We start from the raw sequence: 17,370 nt of genomic DNA on the forward strand, positions 1-17,370 counted from the left end.
AGTGAGTGAAGATGCGAGTCAGGCGCTGGCAGAGCTTTTAGAGGAATACGGCGAGAAAATAGCGAAAAAGGCCGTAAGCCTCGCGAAACATGCCGGAAGGAAGACGGTAAAAGCGGAAGATATTGCCGAAGCAGTAGCATAAACTAAATAAACTAAAAAAATAACGTGAAGGGGGGAACACATACATTTACACAATTCACCCCTCTTTTTTTCCCATTCTATACGATCACCTCACTCAGGGTCCGCACAAGGATCCGCATCGCATAGTGAATGCCGAGAAGGCGCACTAGGAAGATTTTTAGCTCCCTCCCCCTATCATTTTTCGGATGCGACCTACCTCTTTTTAAAGACAGCGCTATTACATGAGAATGGGAGTTGTTAAGGAGCGAGAAACGCATGAAAGTCGTGATTTCGTTGGGTGGTATCTTCTTCACGGATGCTGAGAAGCTGAAGAACGTGGCTGCGATACTCGATGAACTTGCGCACTCGTACGATCTCTGTGTCGTTACCGGCGGCGGTGTAAAAGCGCGCGAATATATAGAACTCGCACGTGAGCTGGGTGCGAACGAAGCGCTCTGCGATTATATGGGCATAGCCCTGACGCGAATAAATGCGAAATTGCTTATCGCGGCGTTGGAACGCGCGTATCCAGAACCGTTTTTGGATTATAAAGACGTTGCGGTGGCAAAGGCAATCGGCGGCGAGGGTGCTGCGCGGATAGCAGTTATGGGTGGAGTGAGTCCCGGCTATACCACAGATGCCGTGGCTGCGATTCTCGCAGAATACGTCAATGCGGACTTGATCCTCATCGTGACCTCGGTCGACGGTGTTTACGATGCGGACCCGCGTACGAACTCAAACGCAAAGAAATACAACAAGCTCTCGCCGAAGGAACTCGTCGCGGTTACCATGAAGGGTGAATTAAAAGCCGGCTCACGAATTGTTATTGACCCGGTTGCCGCGAAGATAATCGAACGAAGCGGAATAAAGACCATAGTCATCGACGGCAGAAGCGATCCACGTGTAATTATCGATGCCATTCACGGCACGCATAACGGCACGGAGATAGCGAAGTAAAATCACTCACGTTAGGTTCGTTCGCATCGGATTGAGCACTTTCAGTCCGATTTTTGCAGCTTCGGCCTCTATCGCACCCCGTTTCCGCTTACCAACAGTGGCGGCGATGCGCACTGCCATCTCCTCGCTCGCGGCCTCCGCCTGAGCAAGATCGTTCGGATTAAAAACGAGCATTTCTCGCACGCCCGAAGGATGCAATCCCCGTTCTTCCTTCTTCCTCCGGTAGCCTACCTGGACCCGTGCACCTTTCGCCGCTATATGCTCCCGCATCTTATTATCATGTCCGCGAGGCCGTCTCCAGCTCTTGCTCAGCTTCTTCTTCGTCCGCCATCCGTATCGCTCGAATTTTATCCTTCTTCGCCTCATCATCTTGCCGAACCCTTCTTTTAAGAAAGACGTTTTACTAAAGAATCTTAGTCCCCTTTCGGCTTGTCCGCGGTGACACTCATATTCTGCAACAGCTTTTGTGACGCGGAATTGTCGCTTAAAGTTTCACGAGGGTCACGTCGAATATGTTCTGCACGTCCTTTATCTCGTCGATACACCCTTCGCTGACCAGACTGTCTATGTTAATCACCATCACCGCTTCCCCGCCGACCTTCTCTCGGCCCACCTGCATCCCTGCGATGTTAATGCCCTTGTCGCCTAGAACCGTGCACACCGGGCCGATTACCCGCGGTTTGTCAAGGAAGGAGCAGATGAGCATGTAGCCAGAAGGAACTGCGTCCACACGATACCCGTTTATTTGCACTATTCGCGGATCGTCTTTCCCGAATAGCGTGCCCGCAACGGTCTTCGCCTTCTCTTCGCCTTCCATCTGTGTCGTTGTGGTAACGCTAATCAACGAGTTGAAGTTCTCTATCTCATCCGTCTTGCTCTCCGTGATTTTTATCCCGAACTTCTTCGCGATCGCCTCGGCGTTCACGTAATTCACACCGTCGGTGAAGAGCGAGAGGAAGCTCTTCAGGATCGCACGGGTTATCACTCGCGTGTTCTTCCCCACGCCTGCTTCGGCCGAGCCCAATTCGCCTTCATAGGTGACTTTAAATTCCTCGATCCTACCAGATTTTGGCACGAGCTGCGCAGCGAGCAAACCCAATTTCTCCCCCAATTTCAGATATGGCTTTAGGGAGTTCAATATCTCCTCTTCCACGTAGAGCATGTTCACGGTGTTCTTCACCGGCTTGTTCTGCAACGCATCAATTATCTGGTCTGCAATAACCGTAGCAGCAGCCTTCTGCGCTTCTTTTGTGGACGCGCCTAAATGCGGCGTGGTAATCACTTGATCCAGCTCCACCAATTCGCGGTCTTCCGGTGGCTCCTGCTCGAAGACGTCCAGAGCCGCTCCGGCTACTTTACCGCTCTTTATCGCCTCTCGCAACGCATTCTCGTCTATTACTCCTCCGCGTGCACAATTCACCACGCGAACGCCATCCTTCATCAAAGCGAACTCCTTATCGCTGATCAGGTGCCGGGTGTCCTTCGTCAGCGGTGTGTGGAGCGTGATAAAGTCCGCGACCTTGAGCGTTTCGTTCAAACTGGCGAGCGAAATGCCAAGATCCTGTGCCTTCTCTTCGGTAATAAACGGGTCGTAGGCAACGACTTTCATCTCCAGCCCTTTCGCTCGCTTCGCCACTTCTCCGCCCACGCGTCCCAGACCAATGACGCCAAGGACCTTGCCATTCACTTCCACGCCCATGTACTTCTTTCGGTCCCACTTACCGGATTTGAGTGATACGTTCGCATCGGGTATTTTCCGCGACAGGCTGAGCATCATCGCGATCGTGTGCTCCGCCGCGGAGATCGTATTCGCCTCTGGCGAGTTCACCACCAGGATCCCCTTCTCCGTCGCGGTTTCCACGGCTATATTATCCACGCCGACACCCGCGCGGCCTATCACCTTTAACCTGCCAGTGCTTCCGGCTTCTACTATCTCCTTCGTCACTTTCGTGCCGCTTCGTATGACGATCGCATCGTAGTTTGGAATACGCTTTTTTAATTCCTCAGGGCTTAAGTCTAATTCAACATCAACTTCTGCGAACTCACGCAGCCGTTTTATCCCCTCTTCCGAGAGATTATCGGTTACAATTACTCGTTTCATTTTCCCACTTTTTCACCTTTGATACCTTCTACCGCTCTTCTACCTTACCGTCTGAGCGTACTCAACCACCTATAGGGTATCGCTAAATATAAGGTAAGAGTAGAAAAAAAACTGTCGATCTTTGCGACTGAAACAAACGATTCGGGATACGCGATATCGCGCGGATATTTTCGGTGAATGGGAAATGGCAAAAGATAAGGTGATTGGGGTAGAAGTAGTATTATATTACAATTGACGTGAGGTGGATATGACAATGACGGTAATAGAGATAAGAGGCGTAAAAGGCCGGGAAATTCTGGATTCGCGCGGCAACCCTACCGTAGAAGTGGAGGTGCGCACCGCGAACGGGTTTGGTAGGGCGAGCGTGCCTTCAGGAGCATCAACCGGCAGTAAAGAGGCGGTGGAGAAGCGCGATGGGGACCCTAAGAGGTTCAACGGCAAGGGCACGCTCAAAGCGGTTAACGCTGTGAATACCGCGATAAAAGATGCACTCATTGGCATGAACGCTTTGGAACAGCGCGCGATAGATGAGCTGCTGATAGACCTGGATGGTACGGAGAACAAGTCGAATTTTGGCGCGAATGCGATTGTCGGAACTTCGATGGGGGTCTGTAAAGCCGCTGCGGATTCGTTAAAGAAGCCGCTCTTTGAATACATCTGCGAGGACGTTGCGGGTATGACATTGGCGTACGAGCTTCCCGTACCGATGATGAACGTGATAAACGGCGGGCAGCATGCGGGCAACGACCTGAGCATCCAGGAGTTTCTTGTCTTGCCCCTGGGCTTTGACCGGTTCCGTGACGGTTTACGCGCAGGAGTCGAGACGTATCATGCACTTAAGAAGGTGGTTGCGGCTAAATACGGGAATATCGCCACGAACGTCGGGGATGAGGGTGGCTACGCACCGCCCATGCGTGAGACGACTCAACCGCTCGATGCGATAACCAAAGCGATAGCAGAAGCAGGCTATTCGGAAGTTGAGATACGGCTGGGAATGGACGGCGCGGCGTCTTCTTTCTACGACGTAAAAGCCCGGAAGTACCGGATCGATGGCACGCTGAAAGACGGCTCCGAACTCGTCGAGTTCTATAAAGATCTTGTGAAAACGTATCCGATAGCACTGCTCGAAGACCCGTTTGAGGAGGAATCCTTCGAGTTCTTCGCGGAACTCACCGCTCAGATACCGGAACAAATAATCGTCGGCGATGACCTGTTTGTGACGAATGTCAAGCGATTGGAAGAGGGGATAAAGCGCAAAGCGGCAAATGCGGTTCTGCTGAAGTTGAACCAAATCGGCAGCATCTCAGAAACGCTGGATACGATCAATCTGGCGAATCAAAACGGCTACAAAAAGGTGGTCAGCCACCGATCAGGCGAGACCGAAGATTCGTTCATCGCGGACTTCTCCGTCGCAGTCAATGCCGAGATCATCAAAACCGGCGCGCCCGCACGAAGCGAACGAGCGAGTAAGTACAACCAATTACTGCGGATCGAAGAGGCAATGGGCGATACGGCACGAAGTAAAGGGCCCTCAATGCTGTGATTTGCGTTTGATCCGAGGTCATTCCTTCTGGCAGAGTATGAAGAGGTATGCACACTGAATATCCCTTTGACGGCAAGAAGTACGAAAAGGCATCTCAGTGCCAGCGTGGATGGGGTACTGAACTGGTCGACGAGTTGCGTCTGAACGGTGACGAAGCCATTCTCGATCTCGGCTGTGGCAGCGGCGTACTAACACGAGCGCTTGCGGAACGAGTCCCTCGAGGGCGCGTTGTAGGCATTGACAGCTCCCGGTCGATGCTCGAAGCTGCAAGAGCACATAAGACGGAGAATATGGAATTCGAGCTTCTTGACATAACTGAGCTAATGTTCGATGCTGAATTTGACGTGGTATTCTCAAATGCAGTGCTTCATTGGGTGTTGAACCACGAGCAACTCCTGAGGAGGATTTATAATGCCTTGAAGCCTGGAGGGTTCTTGCGCGTGCAATTTGGCGCTGATGGCAATGTCATCAATTTTATCGAGGTAGCCAGAGACGTTATGAAACTGCCGGCGTACACACCGTACTTTATAGGTTTTCGTTGGCCGTGGTACATGCCCACGCCCGCGGAGTACGAAAAGGTGCTGTCGCGTACCGAATTCAGGAATTACCGCGTTTGGGGTGAGAACAAGGATCGCTATTTTTCAGAGGAACGCACGCTGATCAGCATGGTAGAAGAGGCCGGTATAGTTCCTTTTCTCGCGGTGCTTCCGGAAGACGTGAAGCAGGTCTTCAGTAAAGCGGTTTTTGAGCGCTTAATAGCGAAGACGAAGCAGCCAGACGGACGCTGTTTCGAAACGTTTCGCAGGATAAATGTGTATGCGGAGAAATGATGATGGAAGGGAGGGAAATGAAGCCGGGATGAAATGCTCTTAAAAACGCTCACACTGAGGAATTACCGTAAGTATAAGGACGCGTCTGTCGAGTTCCCTGACGGTGTCATTGGTATTATCGGGCTCAACGGCGTTGGGAAGACCACGCTGGTGGAGGCGATCGGCTGGGCTCTCTTCGGGCATAACGCAGCGCGAACAACGAAAGAACTGATAAAACGGGACGGCGCATCGCAAAATGAACCGTGCAGCGTGAATCTGGAGTTCGAGCTGGAGGGCGATCAATACAACGTGGTACGGGAGATGGTGGGCAAGAATTTAGTGCCGAAGGCCCGCCTCGTGTTGAATGGCAGGCTCGTAACGAACAATGCTGATGACGTAACTGCAGTAATAAAGGACAAGATAGGCATGGATTACCAGGCCTTCTTCACGTCGGTCTTCGCGCGGCAGAAAGAGCTGAACGCACTCTCTATCATGAAAGCTGCGGAACGTAAGAAGCTTGTGCTCCGTATGCTCGGCGTAGAACGGATCGAAAAGAGCATACAGGCGATACGAGAGGATAAGCGCGGTAAGGAGAAACGGATCGAGGGCATAAAAGCGGCAACGGTTGATAAAGAGGGCAGGAAGAAGGTCGACGTGCTTACTGAGAAACAGAAGGAGCTGGAGCAAGTACAAGAGGCACTGGTACCGATTATCAAAGAGATAGAATCCGCTACGAGCATGAAAGAGCAGAACGTAACGACTGCAAAAGAGGAATTAGCCCTCGCTACGAGCACTTATGAACGCTACACGACCTTAAACACGAAGCTGAGCGAGCAGCGACGCGATTTGGAGAATACGAAGAAGCGGCGGGAAGAGAAGGAGCAGGAACTTGCGAACTTGCGCGTAAAGAGCAAACGGCTTGAGGAGATTGCGGATGACGAAATGCGGTATTTCCAGTTTCGCGAGCAGAAAGAGAAACTGGAAGACCAGCGGGAAAAGCATCAGCGAAAGCTGGAGTTATTAAAACGTGAGAAGAGGAGCTCGCAGGAGTTCCAGAAGCGCACGGAGCACATAAGCGAGTTGAAGCAGAAGCGTGCGGAATTCAAAGGCATTGAGGAACAGGTGGAATCAACAAAACGAGAAATGGAAGCGCTAAAGAGACAAAAGGAACGCATATACGATTCGCTCGGTGCTCTAAAATCGCAGGTCTTACAGGCTAAGAAGGAAATAGAAGAGCATACTAGGAAGAAGCAGCGAATAGCTGATTTGGGTCCTGAAAGCGAATGTCCATTGTGCGAACGTGAATTAGGGTCACATTACGAGAGTTTGCTAACGAAGCTGCAGGATGAGCTTCGAACCAAGAAGGACGAGCTTCAATCGGTCTTCACGAAGTATAAACGAAAGAAAGAGGAGCTCGCTTCTGCGGAACGAGCGGAAGAAACACTTGCAAAGCAGGCGAAAGAACTGGAGACGCGTGTAACAGCACTGCACGCCCTGGAGACGCGCGTCACGCACGAAGAGCGTGAGTTAGTGCATTGGCAGACGGAATTGGAACAGATAAGAGCCGATTTGACGCCGCTTAGAGATGTGACGTTCGATGCTGCGGCTTACAAAGAGGTTATTGCTACTTTGGAGGAGCTTGAAGCGGTGTATCGCGAAATACTCGGATTACGAGCCGAGATCGGACGTTTAGAGAATGTGAAGAATAACGTGCAAACGTTACGTGAATTGGAACGAGCGACGTCTGATGATCTCGCAGCGTTGCAGCGGCTGATAGTGGATTTAGCGTTTAACAAGCAGGATTACGAGGAGAAGAAGGCGCGATACGAGCGTAAGAAGGAGGAGCTGACCGAATCGAAGCTGCAACTTTTGGAGCAGCGAAACGAGTTTGAAAACGTACGCAGAGATAAAGAGCACGTTATAGGGGAGATAAAGGAGCAAGAGCGGTTACAAGCTGAGAAGGAGAAGGAAGAGACGGAAATTCTGTATCTCACTGTGCTGGAGAAGCTCATGAACGATTTCAAGGTGTATATGGTCGGCAGGATTCGCCCAATGCTCTCTGATTACGCGTCTGACATGCTCAGACGGCTAACGGACGGCAAATACAGCACGATGGAGCTGGATGAGAACTATGATATCTTCATTTATGACGACGGTGCACCGTATGAACTCAATCGGTTCTCCGGTGGTGAGGAGGACCTGGCGAATCTCTGTTTGAGATTGGCCATCTCCGCCGTGGTGACCGAACGCAGTGCGATCCAGACGAATTTTATCATCCTCGATGAGATCTTTGGCTCGCAGGACGCGTATCGTAAACGGAACATTATTCAGGCGTTAAATGCGCTCTCGAAGAAGTTCCGGCAGATATTCTTGATTACGCACATCGAAGACGTGCGGGATTATATGGAGTACGTACTGCGGGTGACGGAAGACGAAGAGGGCGTAAGCTGGGTAAAGGTGGGGGAATAGGCGTCGAATAGCCGTTTTCTCATGGATCGACATTCCGAGCAAGCCAGTCAGGCAGACAAAGATTGTTTTGATAACTCGTTTCTTAAATTAAAGAAAGAGAGATTATTGAACCATGGCTACGATAGCGGAGAAGATACTGGGCGAAAAAGCCGGGAAAGCGAAGCCGGCGAAGACCGGCGAGATCGTGGAATGCGACGTCGACTACATCATGGTGAACGATGTAACGGGCGTGCCTGCTTTTGAGGTCTTCGAGGAGCTTGGCCGCGATGAGGAGATAAAGTGGGAGAAAGTGGTCGTGATACAGGACCACTACGTCCCTAACAAAGATGTAGCCTCTGCGGAGCAGGCGAAAGCATTACGGGAGTATGCGCGGCGATATGGGATCGAGCACTATTATGAGATCGGGCGAGGCGGAGTCTGCCATCAGGTGATGATCGAGGACGGCTTTGCTGCACCCGGGCGGTTGATCATCGGTGCGGATTCACATACCTGCTCGTACGGCGCGTTAGGGGCATTTTCCACCGGCGTTGGCTCGACTGAGGCGGCTGCGGCAATGGCCACCGGGCGGTTGTGGTTCAAGGTGCCGGAGACGCAGAAGTTTGTGATTAACGGTGCATTGCAGCGATACGTTATGGGAAAGGACATAATTCTGCACATCATTGGCGATATCTGCGTCTCTGGCTCGCTGTACAAGGCGCAGGAGTTTTACGGGACCGCGATCGAAAGTTTGAGCCTCTCTGACAGGATAACCATCTCGAACATGGCGATTGAAGCCGGCGGTAAAGCAGGCATCATCCCGCCAGATGATAAGGTCTTTGATTTCCTGAACGGGCGAGTACGCGGTGAGTATAAAGCGGTGTATGCCGATGGTAACGAAGAGGACTACGAGGCGGTATTTGAATACGATGCAGCAGTGATCGTTCCGACGGTTGCAAAGCCCTTTGTTCCTGAGAATACCGCGCCTGCGCGCGACGTGGATGTGGTAATTGACCAGGCGTATCTTGGCTCGTGCACCAATGGCCGAATCGAGGATCTACGGGTTGCGGCAGAGCTTTTGAAGGGTAAAACGGTGCATCCTGACGTGCGCATGATTGTCGTGCCAGCCAGTGAGAAGGTCTTCCAGCAAGCGATAGCGGAAGGGGTGATCCAGACGTTCCTTACAGCAGGCGCTTTTGTGTGCGGGGCTACCTGTGGCGCCTGTTTGGGCGGACACATGGGCGTACTCGCGGCGGGAGAACGCTGCGTGAGCACAACTAACCGGAACTTTATCGGACGGATGGGACACAAGGATTCCGAGGTGTATCTTGCGAGTCCTGCAGTCGTCGCCGCATCGGCACTTACCGGGCGGATAACCGACCCGACGGCGTTGTAGTACGCATGCAAACAGCTTTGGCTGCGGCTTCACTCACACCACCGGACACGTACTGACGTGTAGTCTGTTCAAATCCCGCACAAAGCCCATCCAACCAGAAGGTTTAAATAGGGCAAAAAAGAAGTACTACTGCAATAAAGGAGGAGAAAACCATGAAACAAATGAGAGTTACTTCCGTATTTGTTACAGCTTTTTTGGTAACCGCAGTCCTTGCTGGCCTCGTCCCAGCGGCAGTGGGAGCAGACGGGGGAGATGCGCTCTTCGCTGCTCTACAGCCCTACGTTGATATCTACAACGCAAACGTTGAGAATATACCGGTTATCAATAGTCTCATTGGCGCGGAGCGAATTCGCGGTGAAATTGCACTGAACGATGGATCTTCGCTTGTCGTCAGTATAGTAACCGACGCTGATGCAAAGGTAACAAGCTTTGAAAAGGGCGAGATTAGCGATCCGACGATTAAGGCGTCTACCGACGAGAACACCGTTCGCAGTATCATAACTGCAGCCGATCCGATTGCTGCATTTCAGGATGCGTTAAATAGCGGGGCGATACACTTTAAAGGCGTGGGAATGGGTAGCAAAGTAAAGGTCGGCCTGCTGAAAGTCGGATTAAAACTAGCGGGTTTCTTTACGTGATTACGCATACAGGTGAAGACACGAGGGGTCAGTTAGTAGTTTGAACTATTTAGAGGAAGATAGAGAGAACTAGGTGAATAAACGACAGACAGGTGAACGAGAAATGAGAATCTGGAAGTTTGGCGACAACGTGGATACCGATCAGATCATTCCTGCGGAATACCTGACGACGGGCGACGCGAAGAAGCTCGCAGCGCATGCGTTCGTTAATATGCGACCCGAATTCGCGAGAGAGGTGCAGGAGGGCGATATCATTGTAGCCGCGGAGAACTTCGGCTGCGGCAGCTCGCGAGAGCATGCGCCACGCGCATTAATCGGCGCGGGCGTACGGTGCGTGATTGCAAAGAGCTTTGCACGGATCTTCTTCAGGAATTCGATTAATATCGGGCTGCCGGTGATTGAAGCGGACGTCTTCAATAAGATAGACGAAGGAGATCAAATAGAAATCCGGTTTGACGACGGTATAATAAAGAACCTCACGAAAGATGAAGAATACCACTTCAACCCGCTGCCTGAGTTTATGCAGAAACTCCTGGAGAGCGGAGGCTTGATTAATTATATAAAGAGGCAGATACCATCAGCGGAAGGGAGATAGATGATAAAAGCAGGGATAATAGGCGGAACGGGGTATACTGGTCTCGAGTTGATCCGATTGCTGGTGCAGCATCCACAGGTGCGCATCTCGGTTGTGACGTCTCGGCGATACAAAGGGAAGACGGTAAGCGAGGTTAATCCGTACCTATTCCCGTTTATCGAACTCGAATATGAAGACGTTGATACCAAAGAGATTGCGGATAGAAGTGATATTGTCTTTGTCGCAACCCCGCACGGCAGTGCAATGGATTACGTGCCCGCGTTGATGGAGCGAGGCACGCGGGTAATAGATCTGAGCGCAGACTATCGATTGACGCGATCGGAATACGAACGGGTATATAAACGCGAGCATAAGGACAAAGAGGAGCGCAATGCGGTTTATGGGCTGACGGAATTGCATCCCGAAGTAGCGGATGCGACCTTGGTGGGCAATCCCGGTTGCTACCCCACCGGAGCGGTACTCGCGGTTGTACCGCTGGTAAAAGCCGGACTGGTCCGGCAGGTACTCTTCGATTCGAAATCAGGCATATCCGGTGCCGGAGCAGAGCCAACAGAGACCTCACATTACCCGAACCTCGCGGAGAATATTGTTCCGTACCAGATAACGTCGCACCGGCACGTTGCGGAGATGCGACAGGAATTGGGTGTGAATCTCAGCTTCACGCCGCACGTCCTTCCCGCCATTCGCGGCATACTCACCACCGCACACGTCTTCCTGCACGAACGCGTCTCAAAGTCACGTGAAGAGATTGAGGAGATCTACACGCAGTTTTATAACGGCAAACGGTTCGTGAGGCTCAGGACGGGCGTGCCATCGCTGGGCGCGGTGAGAGGCACGAACTTCTGCGATATCGGCTTTGAAATCGAGGAGGGGAGCGACAGGATCGTGGTGATGTCGACTATTGATAACCTCGTTAAAGGCGGCTCCGGCCAAGCGGTCCAGAACATGAACCTGATGTTCGGCTTGGATGAAGCAGAGGGGCTGTGGTTCCCGGGATTGGCGCCGTGATTTTCGTGGTTTGTTTTATTGATACATAACACATCACATAACAAAACGGAGGTGACCATAACAGAGATGAGCACGGAGGGCGATACGAAAAGCAGGTCGTTGTCCATTTATCTCGCGATCTTCGTGGTGCTCGTACTGCTGAATACACTGCTCGTTGCCTACGGTGAGATCCCTTATTCAGACGCCCCGGGAGGTGTCGGCTTGTACACCGCAGCGGCATTCATGATCGCCTTTGCATTATGGTTTGGTGGGTGGGGTGTGCTCGCCGCCTACCTTGGCTGTTTCATCGGCGCCGGGCTGCTCATGGACTTACCCGTGGAAGTGAACCTCCTCTGGTCGTTTGCGGATCTCTGGCAGGCCTTGATACCTCTGGCCGCATTCAGAGCATTTGATGCTGACGTCGGCCTCAAGACGAAGCGCGACCTCGGGATATTCCTCTGTTTCGGCTGGCTGGTCAATAATGTGATTGGTGCAGGCTGGGGCGCGAGTATGCTGGCAGTAGGCGGATTTGCTTCGTGGGCTGAGGTCCCGGGCATCTTCTCCGGCTGGCTTATCGGCAATCTGATCGTAACCATTGCGATTACACCGCTGCTCCTCCATTATGTCACGCCGTATCTACAGCGGGCAGGCGTCTGCGTTCAGCGGTACTGGGCCTAGTTGAGCTGGTGAGAGACGCGGAGAAGCCCACTGAATTCCGATTCGATTCTTGAAACACCAAACCAACCGGCTTTAAGTCCTCCATCCACCTATTTTTGATCTATGAACAGGATTGGAAAAGCGATTAGGCTGGAGCGAATCCTCGATCGGAGGACTCGCAAGACGGTCATCGTGCCTATGGATCACGGTGTAACGGTCGGTCCGATTCCGGGGCTGATTGATCTCCGTGAGGCGGTGGACAAGGTGGCTGAGGGCGGTGCAAATGCAGTTCTTGGCCATATGGGGCTGCCGCTCCATGGCCACCGCGGCTACGGTCGAGATATCGGTCTCATCATCCATTTATCGGCCAGCACCAGCCTCGGGCCGGACCCGAACCACAAGGTTCTGGTGACCACGGTAGAAGACGCGATCAAGATCGGAGCAGACGCAGTGAGCATACACGTCAATATCGGAGCAGATGACGAGGCTGAGATGCTCGCGGATCTCGGCTGGGTAGCGCGAACGTGCGATAACTGGGGCATGCCACTTCTGGCAATGGTGTACCCGCGCGGTCCAAAGGTAAAGTCAGAGCACGATGTGGAGTACGTCAAGCACGCCGCACGGATTGGTGCGGAGCTCGGTGTCGACCTCATCAAGACCAACTACACGGGCGCGCCCGATACCTTCAAGGAAGTGGTAGACGGATGCCAGATACCCGTGGTGATCGCAGGCGGGCCGAAGATGGGCACGGAGCACGAGCTATTCGAGATGATCTATGATGCGATACAGGTGGGAGCGGCTGGCGTTTCTATCGGTCGAAACGTCTTCCAAGCAGAGAATCCAACGCTGCTTGTCAGGAAGATCTCGAAGATCGTGCACGAGGACTACACCGTCGAGGAAGCGGAGAAGCTCGAGCTGTGATTCGTGTGAGTAGAGTAAAGCAGCTCGCATCAGATTATGTTTAGTTCCGCGTATCCTTTCCTTCCGATTGGCATAGTGAAAACGGTGAAGATAGCTGGTAGTGCACCTGCTCGTGTGCTGTACACCGAGGGTAGCTCGGCTTTTCCACGCCTGGTTCACCATGATTTCACAGGGAATTAGAGCCCCCTCGTTATTGTCGCACTGGTATTATCAGCTACAAGTTAAAATATACTGGCACGATAATAGTATAATAATACCTATAGCAACCCACAAAACCAATAATTTTGTAAGTAACACTGCCGGGTTATAAAACTTGTATTTCATTCTGACGAGTTGAAGGGTAATATAATGCGTTTTTTCATAATTTTCTTTGATTATTGATAGATCAAATTTATTTATTTTGTTAGTGTAATCGTCTAATTCTGCTGGAAAATATTTTCTGTGCAACATAACGTAGTTTTCGTTATTCTTATATCTGTCTATAATTGGTAGTTCTAAACAAAAAAACCATTTAGTAGGACGAATAGTTTGGAGTAACAGTAACACATCAATTATAAAAAATACAAAAGCAATACCTAACCATATATGGATACTCTTGTTTATGTCTGATGATTCCAGGGTAAAGAATTCTCCTTGTATCATGTAGGTAAGCAAAGTAAAAAATACGCCTAGACCTGCAATCAAAATACTCGCTTTCCTATCTACCATAGAAATACGATTTTCGAGATAGGATATCGCATATTTTAGGAATTCTATCACTTGCTTATCTTTATCATCCCTCGGTGCAGCATCACCTGGTGTTCCTCCATTATCGCTATTTGCCGGTTGGTCCCTAACTTCAGGTGTTTGCGGCGGTGTCGTTTCCCCGGCCGTATTACCTTCCCCCGAAGATTCCTTTTTCCGACAACAGACTAAACAAGAGATTAGACAAATGATAAGAAAGGGTATTATAATCCACAAAAGCATTCCAAGCCCCTCACAACTACCACTCACTGACCACATAGTGTATACGCACACATTAGCACTCTCATATACTTAAGCCTTATCCTTTTTGCCAAAATTCTTGAAACTTCGTGAGTCTCCTGAGGGGTTCAGCCACGAGTTCCATACAATCGGCGGAGAATATTGGGGCTTTAAGGGTTTAAGAAAGAGCCCCGGGAGGGATTTGAACCCTCGACCTATTGATTACAAGTCAATCGCTCGACCGGGCTAAGCTACCGAGGCACTCGTTCTACTAGTTCTTTTTTGCTAGGTATAAATAAATAAACAAATCCTTTCTCACGCTGGGCCGTTGCATGCATACATGCATGACGTCACACCAGGCTGAGCTGATACATTCCGATTATCCCGGTGCCGATGAACTCTATCGCAATGGCGGCAACGATGATTCCTATCACACGGCTCAATACTTCCGTTCCCACCACACCCATCATATCAAAAAGCCGGTCTGATTGCCCCAGTACGAGCCGTGTCGCGATGATCGCGGAAAAGATGGCAACAAGGACCACGAAAACGCCGGACGATTGGATGATCACCATGACTGCGGTTATAGCACCGGGCCCGGCGAGCAGTGGCGTCCCTATCGGAACTGCGCCTACTCCGGCCCCTGCACCGTCTTTTCCCAGCACGCCGCACTGCTGCTCCCCCTTTAACAGATCAAACGAGACGAGCAGCAGCAGAATACCGCCCGCGATCATGAAGCTATTCAGGCTGATGCCCAACAGCTCGAAGATCAGCTTGCCGAGGAACGCGAAGAGCAGCAGGAGGATCGTAGCCACGATAACCGCATGATTCAGTTCCCTCCGCCGCTCCTCTCCCCGCATACCCTTCGTTACTGCGAGGAATACCGGAATACTGGCCGGCGGGTCCATTACCACAATGAGGATGATAAACGCCTTCACCAGGAGCAACGCTGAATTCGAATCGAACGAAACCATGGTATAATACCTTTATGATACATGAAGATGTAAAAGGGTATGTAAGTGAGTGAGCGCCGATGCAGCGAGAGGAGATCTGGACCGAGAAATACCGGCCGAGAAAGCTCAGCGAGGTGGCCGGGCAAGACGCGATCATAAAGAACCTTCAGTCCTATGTCAAACGCAGGAACTTGCCGCATCTCATCTTCTCCGGGCCTGCCGGTGTTGGTAAGACCGCTGCGGCGGTCGCCATGTCACGGGAGTTCTACGGCGATACCTGGTCCGAGAACTTCACTGAGCTCAACGCCAGTGACGAGCGCGGCATCGACGTGGTTCGCAGCACCATCAAGAACTTCGCACGGACCATGCCGATTGGTAACGCCTCCTTCAAAATCATCTTCCTCGACGAGGCCGACGCGTTGACCGATGCCGCGCAGTCCGCACTGAGAAGGACTATGGAGCGCTATTCTGGCACGTGCAGGTTCATTCTCAGTTGTAATTACTCATCCAAGATAATCGAGCCTATACAATCGCGATGTTCCGTGTATCGGTTCAAATCGCTCGCTTACGAGGCAATCGCAGCGCGTATACAGTACATTGCGGGTATGGAGGGTTTGAAGCTCTCCGAAGAGGTCATTCGCGCGATTAACTACGTCTCGATGGGCGATATGCGACGTGCGGTAAACGCATTGCAAAGTGCTGCGGTGCTCAGCAGCGTAATCCAGCCGGAGATGATTTATGAGATTACAGCAACAGCACGGCCTGAAGAGATAGAAGGACTGATAACCAAGGCTTTGGACGGAAAATTCTTTGAGGCGCTCGATATCCTGGAGGAGTTGATGGACAAAGGGATCTCAGGCGACGAAATAGTGGCGCAGATGCATCGACTCGTGATAACCCTGGACATTCCTGCTCGTAAGAAGGTGGAATTGATGGATCGCATCGGAGAAGCGGACTACCGGATTACCGAGGGCGCTCATGAGCGAATTCAATTGGATGCGCTGATTGCTTCTTTTTGTTTGGCTGCAGATAAGGAATAAATGGTGGGATATACAATATTTTGTTAGATATACCGGCGTGCCACCATCTTCTCTAAAGTATAGCGAATGAGGAGAGCCAAAAATAAGGGGTGAAAGGTGATGAAAAGATGAAGAGTACATTCTCGATGTGGGGAGAGCGAGGGTTGATCGCTACGTTCTTTGGTGATTTACACCAACTTGCTGAACCGGAGGCGTTCAACAACTTCTTGCAGATTGTGGAATTTCCTGAGAAACCGCCGATTAGTAGCTTGTCCCCGGTAGCAATCCACTATATTATAGAACCGGACTTTGCAGAGTTTGGGCAGCCCGATGCCGTAATCGCACTTGAGTATCATGATAGCCGCGCTGTTATTATCATCGAAGCAAAGCGAAGGGACCTCGTGCATGCATGTAAGCCATGTTCGCAGCGTGGACAAAATGGCTTCAATAGTACACTCAACGGACAGTTGGAACTTGACTACCGTTTGGCGATGGCGTTATCCGAATATCACACCGGATCCAAAGAGCTCGTTGAACCGAAATGGGTATTACGCAGTCCCTATAAAAATGAACGGAAAGGGACGCTTCGGCGACTGAAGAAGCGAGCTGTGTTAGAAGATGTGGTGTCCTTGATAGGAGGGGTTCCATTGGATCGGGACTACTTTCTCGTGATCACAAATGAGGAACAGAATCCCTTCCTTCGCGTGAGTGCCGACCTTCTACTCGAGTTATTCAAGCCGGAGTTATCCGGATCGTTCACGAACAGTTGGTCAGAATATCGCAGCAGATTTGGCTGGCTCAACTATACGAAGATGAAGACGTTTATCGATAGTGTACAAAATCGCCTGACTACTGGTTCTTTGTTTCTACAATCACTCACATCAATCATCGCAATATGCCGCAAGAAAGACTCGATGTTGACCATCTTGCCGGCCACGGTAGAAGCTTAATCTACGCACCACGAATCAATCATCGCACATTTCTCCATTTCTCTTGGAAGAAGAAAAGCTGTGCCTTGCGAGATTATAGCAAAAGTGATACCAGAGACCCGTCACCTGACCGGAAGTATCAGACATCTGATGTTGAACGCATGGTTGATATGGAATTTAAAGTTCCTAACAAAAATGTGCATGACATATCGTTTTGGTATCAACTGATTCTTGAGACGAACAACACAAATTTGAAAAGATGATGCCGATGCTGGCAAACAGCAGGGGAAAATAAGTAGGAGGCGAGGTGACTTAAGATAATGTGGGCTTTATGGCT

At 51.0% G+C, this 17,370-nt stretch carries 17 protein-coding genes and 1 tRNA gene; 13 read left to right on the forward strand and 5 right to left on the reverse strand.

Features of this window, described 5'->3' with window-relative positions; all coding sequences use genetic code 11:
* Positions 1-142, forward strand: a 142-nt coding sequence (locus JW878_00985) for an NFYB/HAP3 family transcription factor subunit (GenBank protein MBN1761639.1), incomplete at its 5' end; no start/stop codon positions are given.
* Between the two features lie 254 nt (positions 143-396).
* A complete protein-coding gene (gene pyrH, locus JW878_00990; protein MBN1761640.1) occupies positions 397-1,077 on the forward strand; it encodes a UMP kinase in 681 nt (226 codons plus the stop codon).
* Between the two features lie 6 nt (positions 1,078-1,083).
* On the opposite strand, the gene JW878_00995 is transcribed toward pyrH, so the two are convergent.
* Both JW878_00995 and JW878_01000 read right to left on the reverse strand, forming a co-directional pair.
* Positions 1,084-1,446: a 50S ribosomal protein L32e gene (locus JW878_00995; GenBank protein ID MBN1761641.1), complete on the reverse strand. Its 363-nt coding sequence runs from the start codon at positions 1,444-1,446 to the stop codon at positions 1,084-1,086.
* Between the two features lie 115 nt (positions 1,447-1,561).
* Complete coding sequence (locus tag JW878_01000; GenBank protein MBN1761642.1) at positions 1,562-3,178, reverse strand: phosphoglycerate dehydrogenase; 1,617 nt, start codon at positions 3,176-3,178, stop codon at positions 1,562-1,564.
* Between the two features lie 247 nt (positions 3,179-3,425).
* Between JW878_01000 and eno the strand changes: the two genes are divergently transcribed.
* The 9 genes from eno to JW878_01045 all read left to right on the forward strand — a co-directional run bounded on the left by eno (position 3,426) and on the right by JW878_01045 (position 13,169).
* Entirely contained in the window at positions 3,426-4,721 is a 1,296-nt protein-coding gene (gene eno / locus JW878_01005) for a phosphopyruvate hydratase (GenBank protein ID MBN1761643.1), read from the forward strand.
* A gap of 47 nt (positions 4,722-4,768) precedes the next feature.
* Entirely contained in the window at positions 4,769-5,551 is a 783-nt protein-coding gene (locus JW878_01010) for a methyltransferase domain-containing protein (protein MBN1761644.1), read from the forward strand.
* A gap of 33 nt (positions 5,552-5,584) precedes the next feature.
* Entirely contained in the window at positions 5,585-7,999 is a 2,415-nt protein-coding gene (locus JW878_01015) for an SMC family ATPase (GenBank protein ID MBN1761645.1), read from the forward strand.
* A gap of 112 nt (positions 8,000-8,111) precedes the next feature.
* A complete protein-coding gene (locus tag JW878_01020) occupies positions 8,112-9,371 on the forward strand; it encodes a 3-isopropylmalate dehydratase large subunit (GenBank protein ID MBN1761646.1) in 1,260 nt (419 codons plus the stop codon).
* A gap of 152 nt (positions 9,372-9,523) precedes the next feature.
* Positions 9,524-10,009 carry a hypothetical protein gene (locus JW878_01025; protein MBN1761647.1) on the forward strand — a complete coding sequence of 162 codons (486 nt, stop codon included), beginning with the start codon at positions 9,524-9,526 and terminating at the stop codon, positions 10,007-10,009.
* A 103-nt stretch (positions 10,010-10,112) separates the two neighbouring features.
* Positions 10,113-10,604, forward strand: coding sequence for a 3-isopropylmalate dehydratase small subunit (locus JW878_01030; protein ID MBN1761648.1), 492 nt, complete (start codon positions 10,113-10,115; stop codon positions 10,602-10,604).
* Complete coding sequence (locus JW878_01035) at positions 10,605-11,612, forward strand: N-acetyl-gamma-glutamyl-phosphate reductase (protein ID MBN1761649.1); 1,008 nt, start codon at positions 10,605-10,607, stop codon at positions 11,610-11,612. It abuts the gene before it with no gap.
* A 66-nt stretch (positions 11,613-11,678) separates the two neighbouring features.
* Positions 11,679-12,269: a hypothetical protein gene (locus tag JW878_01040; protein MBN1761650.1), complete on the forward strand. Its 591-nt coding sequence runs from the start codon at positions 11,679-11,681 to the stop codon at positions 12,267-12,269.
* Between the two features lie 102 nt (positions 12,270-12,371).
* Entirely contained in the window at positions 12,372-13,169 is a 798-nt protein-coding gene (locus tag JW878_01045; GenBank protein MBN1761651.1) for a class I fructose-bisphosphate aldolase family protein, read from the forward strand.
* Positions 13,170-13,379: 210 nt separating this feature from the next.
* On the opposite strand, the gene JW878_01050 is transcribed toward JW878_01045, so the two are convergent.
* The 3 genes from JW878_01050 to JW878_01060 all read right to left on the reverse strand — a co-directional run bounded on the left by JW878_01050 (position 13,380) and on the right by JW878_01060 (position 15,106).
* On the reverse strand, positions 13,380-14,171 hold the full coding sequence (locus JW878_01050) for a hypothetical protein (GenBank protein MBN1761652.1): 792 nt from the start codon (positions 14,169-14,171) through the stop codon (positions 13,380-13,382).
* 148 nt (positions 14,172-14,319) lie between these two features.
* A tRNA-Thr gene (locus JW878_01055) sits at positions 14,320-14,393 on the reverse strand.
* 89 nt (positions 14,394-14,482) lie between these two features.
* Entirely contained in the window at positions 14,483-15,106 is a 624-nt protein-coding gene (locus JW878_01060; protein ID MBN1761653.1) for an NAAT family transporter, read from the reverse strand.
* A 59-nt stretch (positions 15,107-15,165) separates the two neighbouring features.
* Here JW878_01060 and JW878_01065 point away from each other — a divergent pair, with 59 nt between their 5' ends.
* Both JW878_01065 and JW878_01070 read left to right on the forward strand, forming a co-directional pair.
* A complete protein-coding gene (locus JW878_01065) occupies positions 15,166-16,125 on the forward strand; it encodes a replication factor C small subunit (protein MBN1761654.1) in 960 nt (319 codons plus the stop codon).
* A 107-nt stretch (positions 16,126-16,232) separates the two neighbouring features.
* Positions 16,233-17,054: a hypothetical protein gene (locus JW878_01070; protein ID MBN1761655.1), complete on the forward strand. Its 822-nt coding sequence runs from the start codon at positions 16,233-16,235 to the stop codon at positions 17,052-17,054.
* The last annotated feature ends 316 nt before the right edge of the window (positions 17,055-17,370 follow it).

Source organism: Methanomicrobia archaeon, assembly GCA_016930255.1.
Taxonomy (GTDB): Archaea; Halobacteriota; Syntropharchaeia; order Alkanophagales; family Methanospirareceae; genus JACGMN01.

Excerpts from the sequence above, each read along its gene's own strand:
- pyrH (MBN1761640.1), top strand. The coding sequence starts at position 397 with ATGAAAGTCGTGATTTCGTTGGGTGGTATCTTCTTCACGGATGCTGAG.
- JW878_00995 (MBN1761641.1), bottom strand. The coding sequence starts at position 1,446 with ATGATGAGGCGAAGAAGGATAAAATTCGAGCGATACGGATGGCGGACG.
- JW878_01000 (MBN1761642.1), bottom strand. The coding sequence starts at position 3,178 with ATGAAACGAGTAATTGTAACCGATAATCTCTCGGAAGAGGGGATAAAA.
- eno (MBN1761643.1), top strand. The coding sequence starts at position 3,426 with ATGACAATGACGGTAATAGAGATAAGAGGCGTAAAAGGCCGGGAAATT.
- JW878_01010 (MBN1761644.1), top strand. The coding sequence starts at position 4,769 with ATGCACACTGAATATCCCTTTGACGGCAAGAAGTACGAAAAGGCATCT.
- JW878_01015 (MBN1761645.1), top strand. The coding sequence starts at position 5,585 with ATGCTCTTAAAAACGCTCACACTGAGGAATTACCGTAAGTATAAGGAC.
- JW878_01020 (MBN1761646.1), top strand. The coding sequence starts at position 8,112 with ATGGCTACGATAGCGGAGAAGATACTGGGCGAAAAAGCCGGGAAAGCG.
- JW878_01025 (MBN1761647.1), top strand. The coding sequence starts at position 9,524 with ATGAAACAAATGAGAGTTACTTCCGTATTTGTTACAGCTTTTTTGGTA.
- JW878_01030 (MBN1761648.1), top strand. The coding sequence starts at position 10,113 with ATGAGAATCTGGAAGTTTGGCGACAACGTGGATACCGATCAGATCATT.
- JW878_01035 (MBN1761649.1), top strand. The coding sequence starts at position 10,605 with ATGATAAAAGCAGGGATAATAGGCGGAACGGGGTATACTGGTCTCGAG.
- JW878_01040 (MBN1761650.1), top strand. The coding sequence starts at position 11,679 with ATGAGCACGGAGGGCGATACGAAAAGCAGGTCGTTGTCCATTTATCTC.
- JW878_01045 (MBN1761651.1), top strand. The coding sequence starts at position 12,372 with ATGAACAGGATTGGAAAAGCGATTAGGCTGGAGCGAATCCTCGATCGG.
- JW878_01050 (MBN1761652.1), bottom strand. The coding sequence starts at position 14,171 with ATGTGGTCAGTGAGTGGTAGTTGTGAGGGGCTTGGAATGCTTTTGTGG.
- JW878_01060 (MBN1761653.1), bottom strand. The coding sequence starts at position 15,106 with ATGGTTTCGTTCGATTCGAATTCAGCGTTGCTCCTGGTGAAGGCGTTT.
- JW878_01065 (MBN1761654.1), top strand. The coding sequence starts at position 15,166 with ATGCAGCGAGAGGAGATCTGGACCGAGAAATACCGGCCGAGAAAGCTC.
- JW878_01070 (MBN1761655.1), top strand. The coding sequence starts at position 16,233 with ATGAAGAGTACATTCTCGATGTGGGGAGAGCGAGGGTTGATCGCTACG.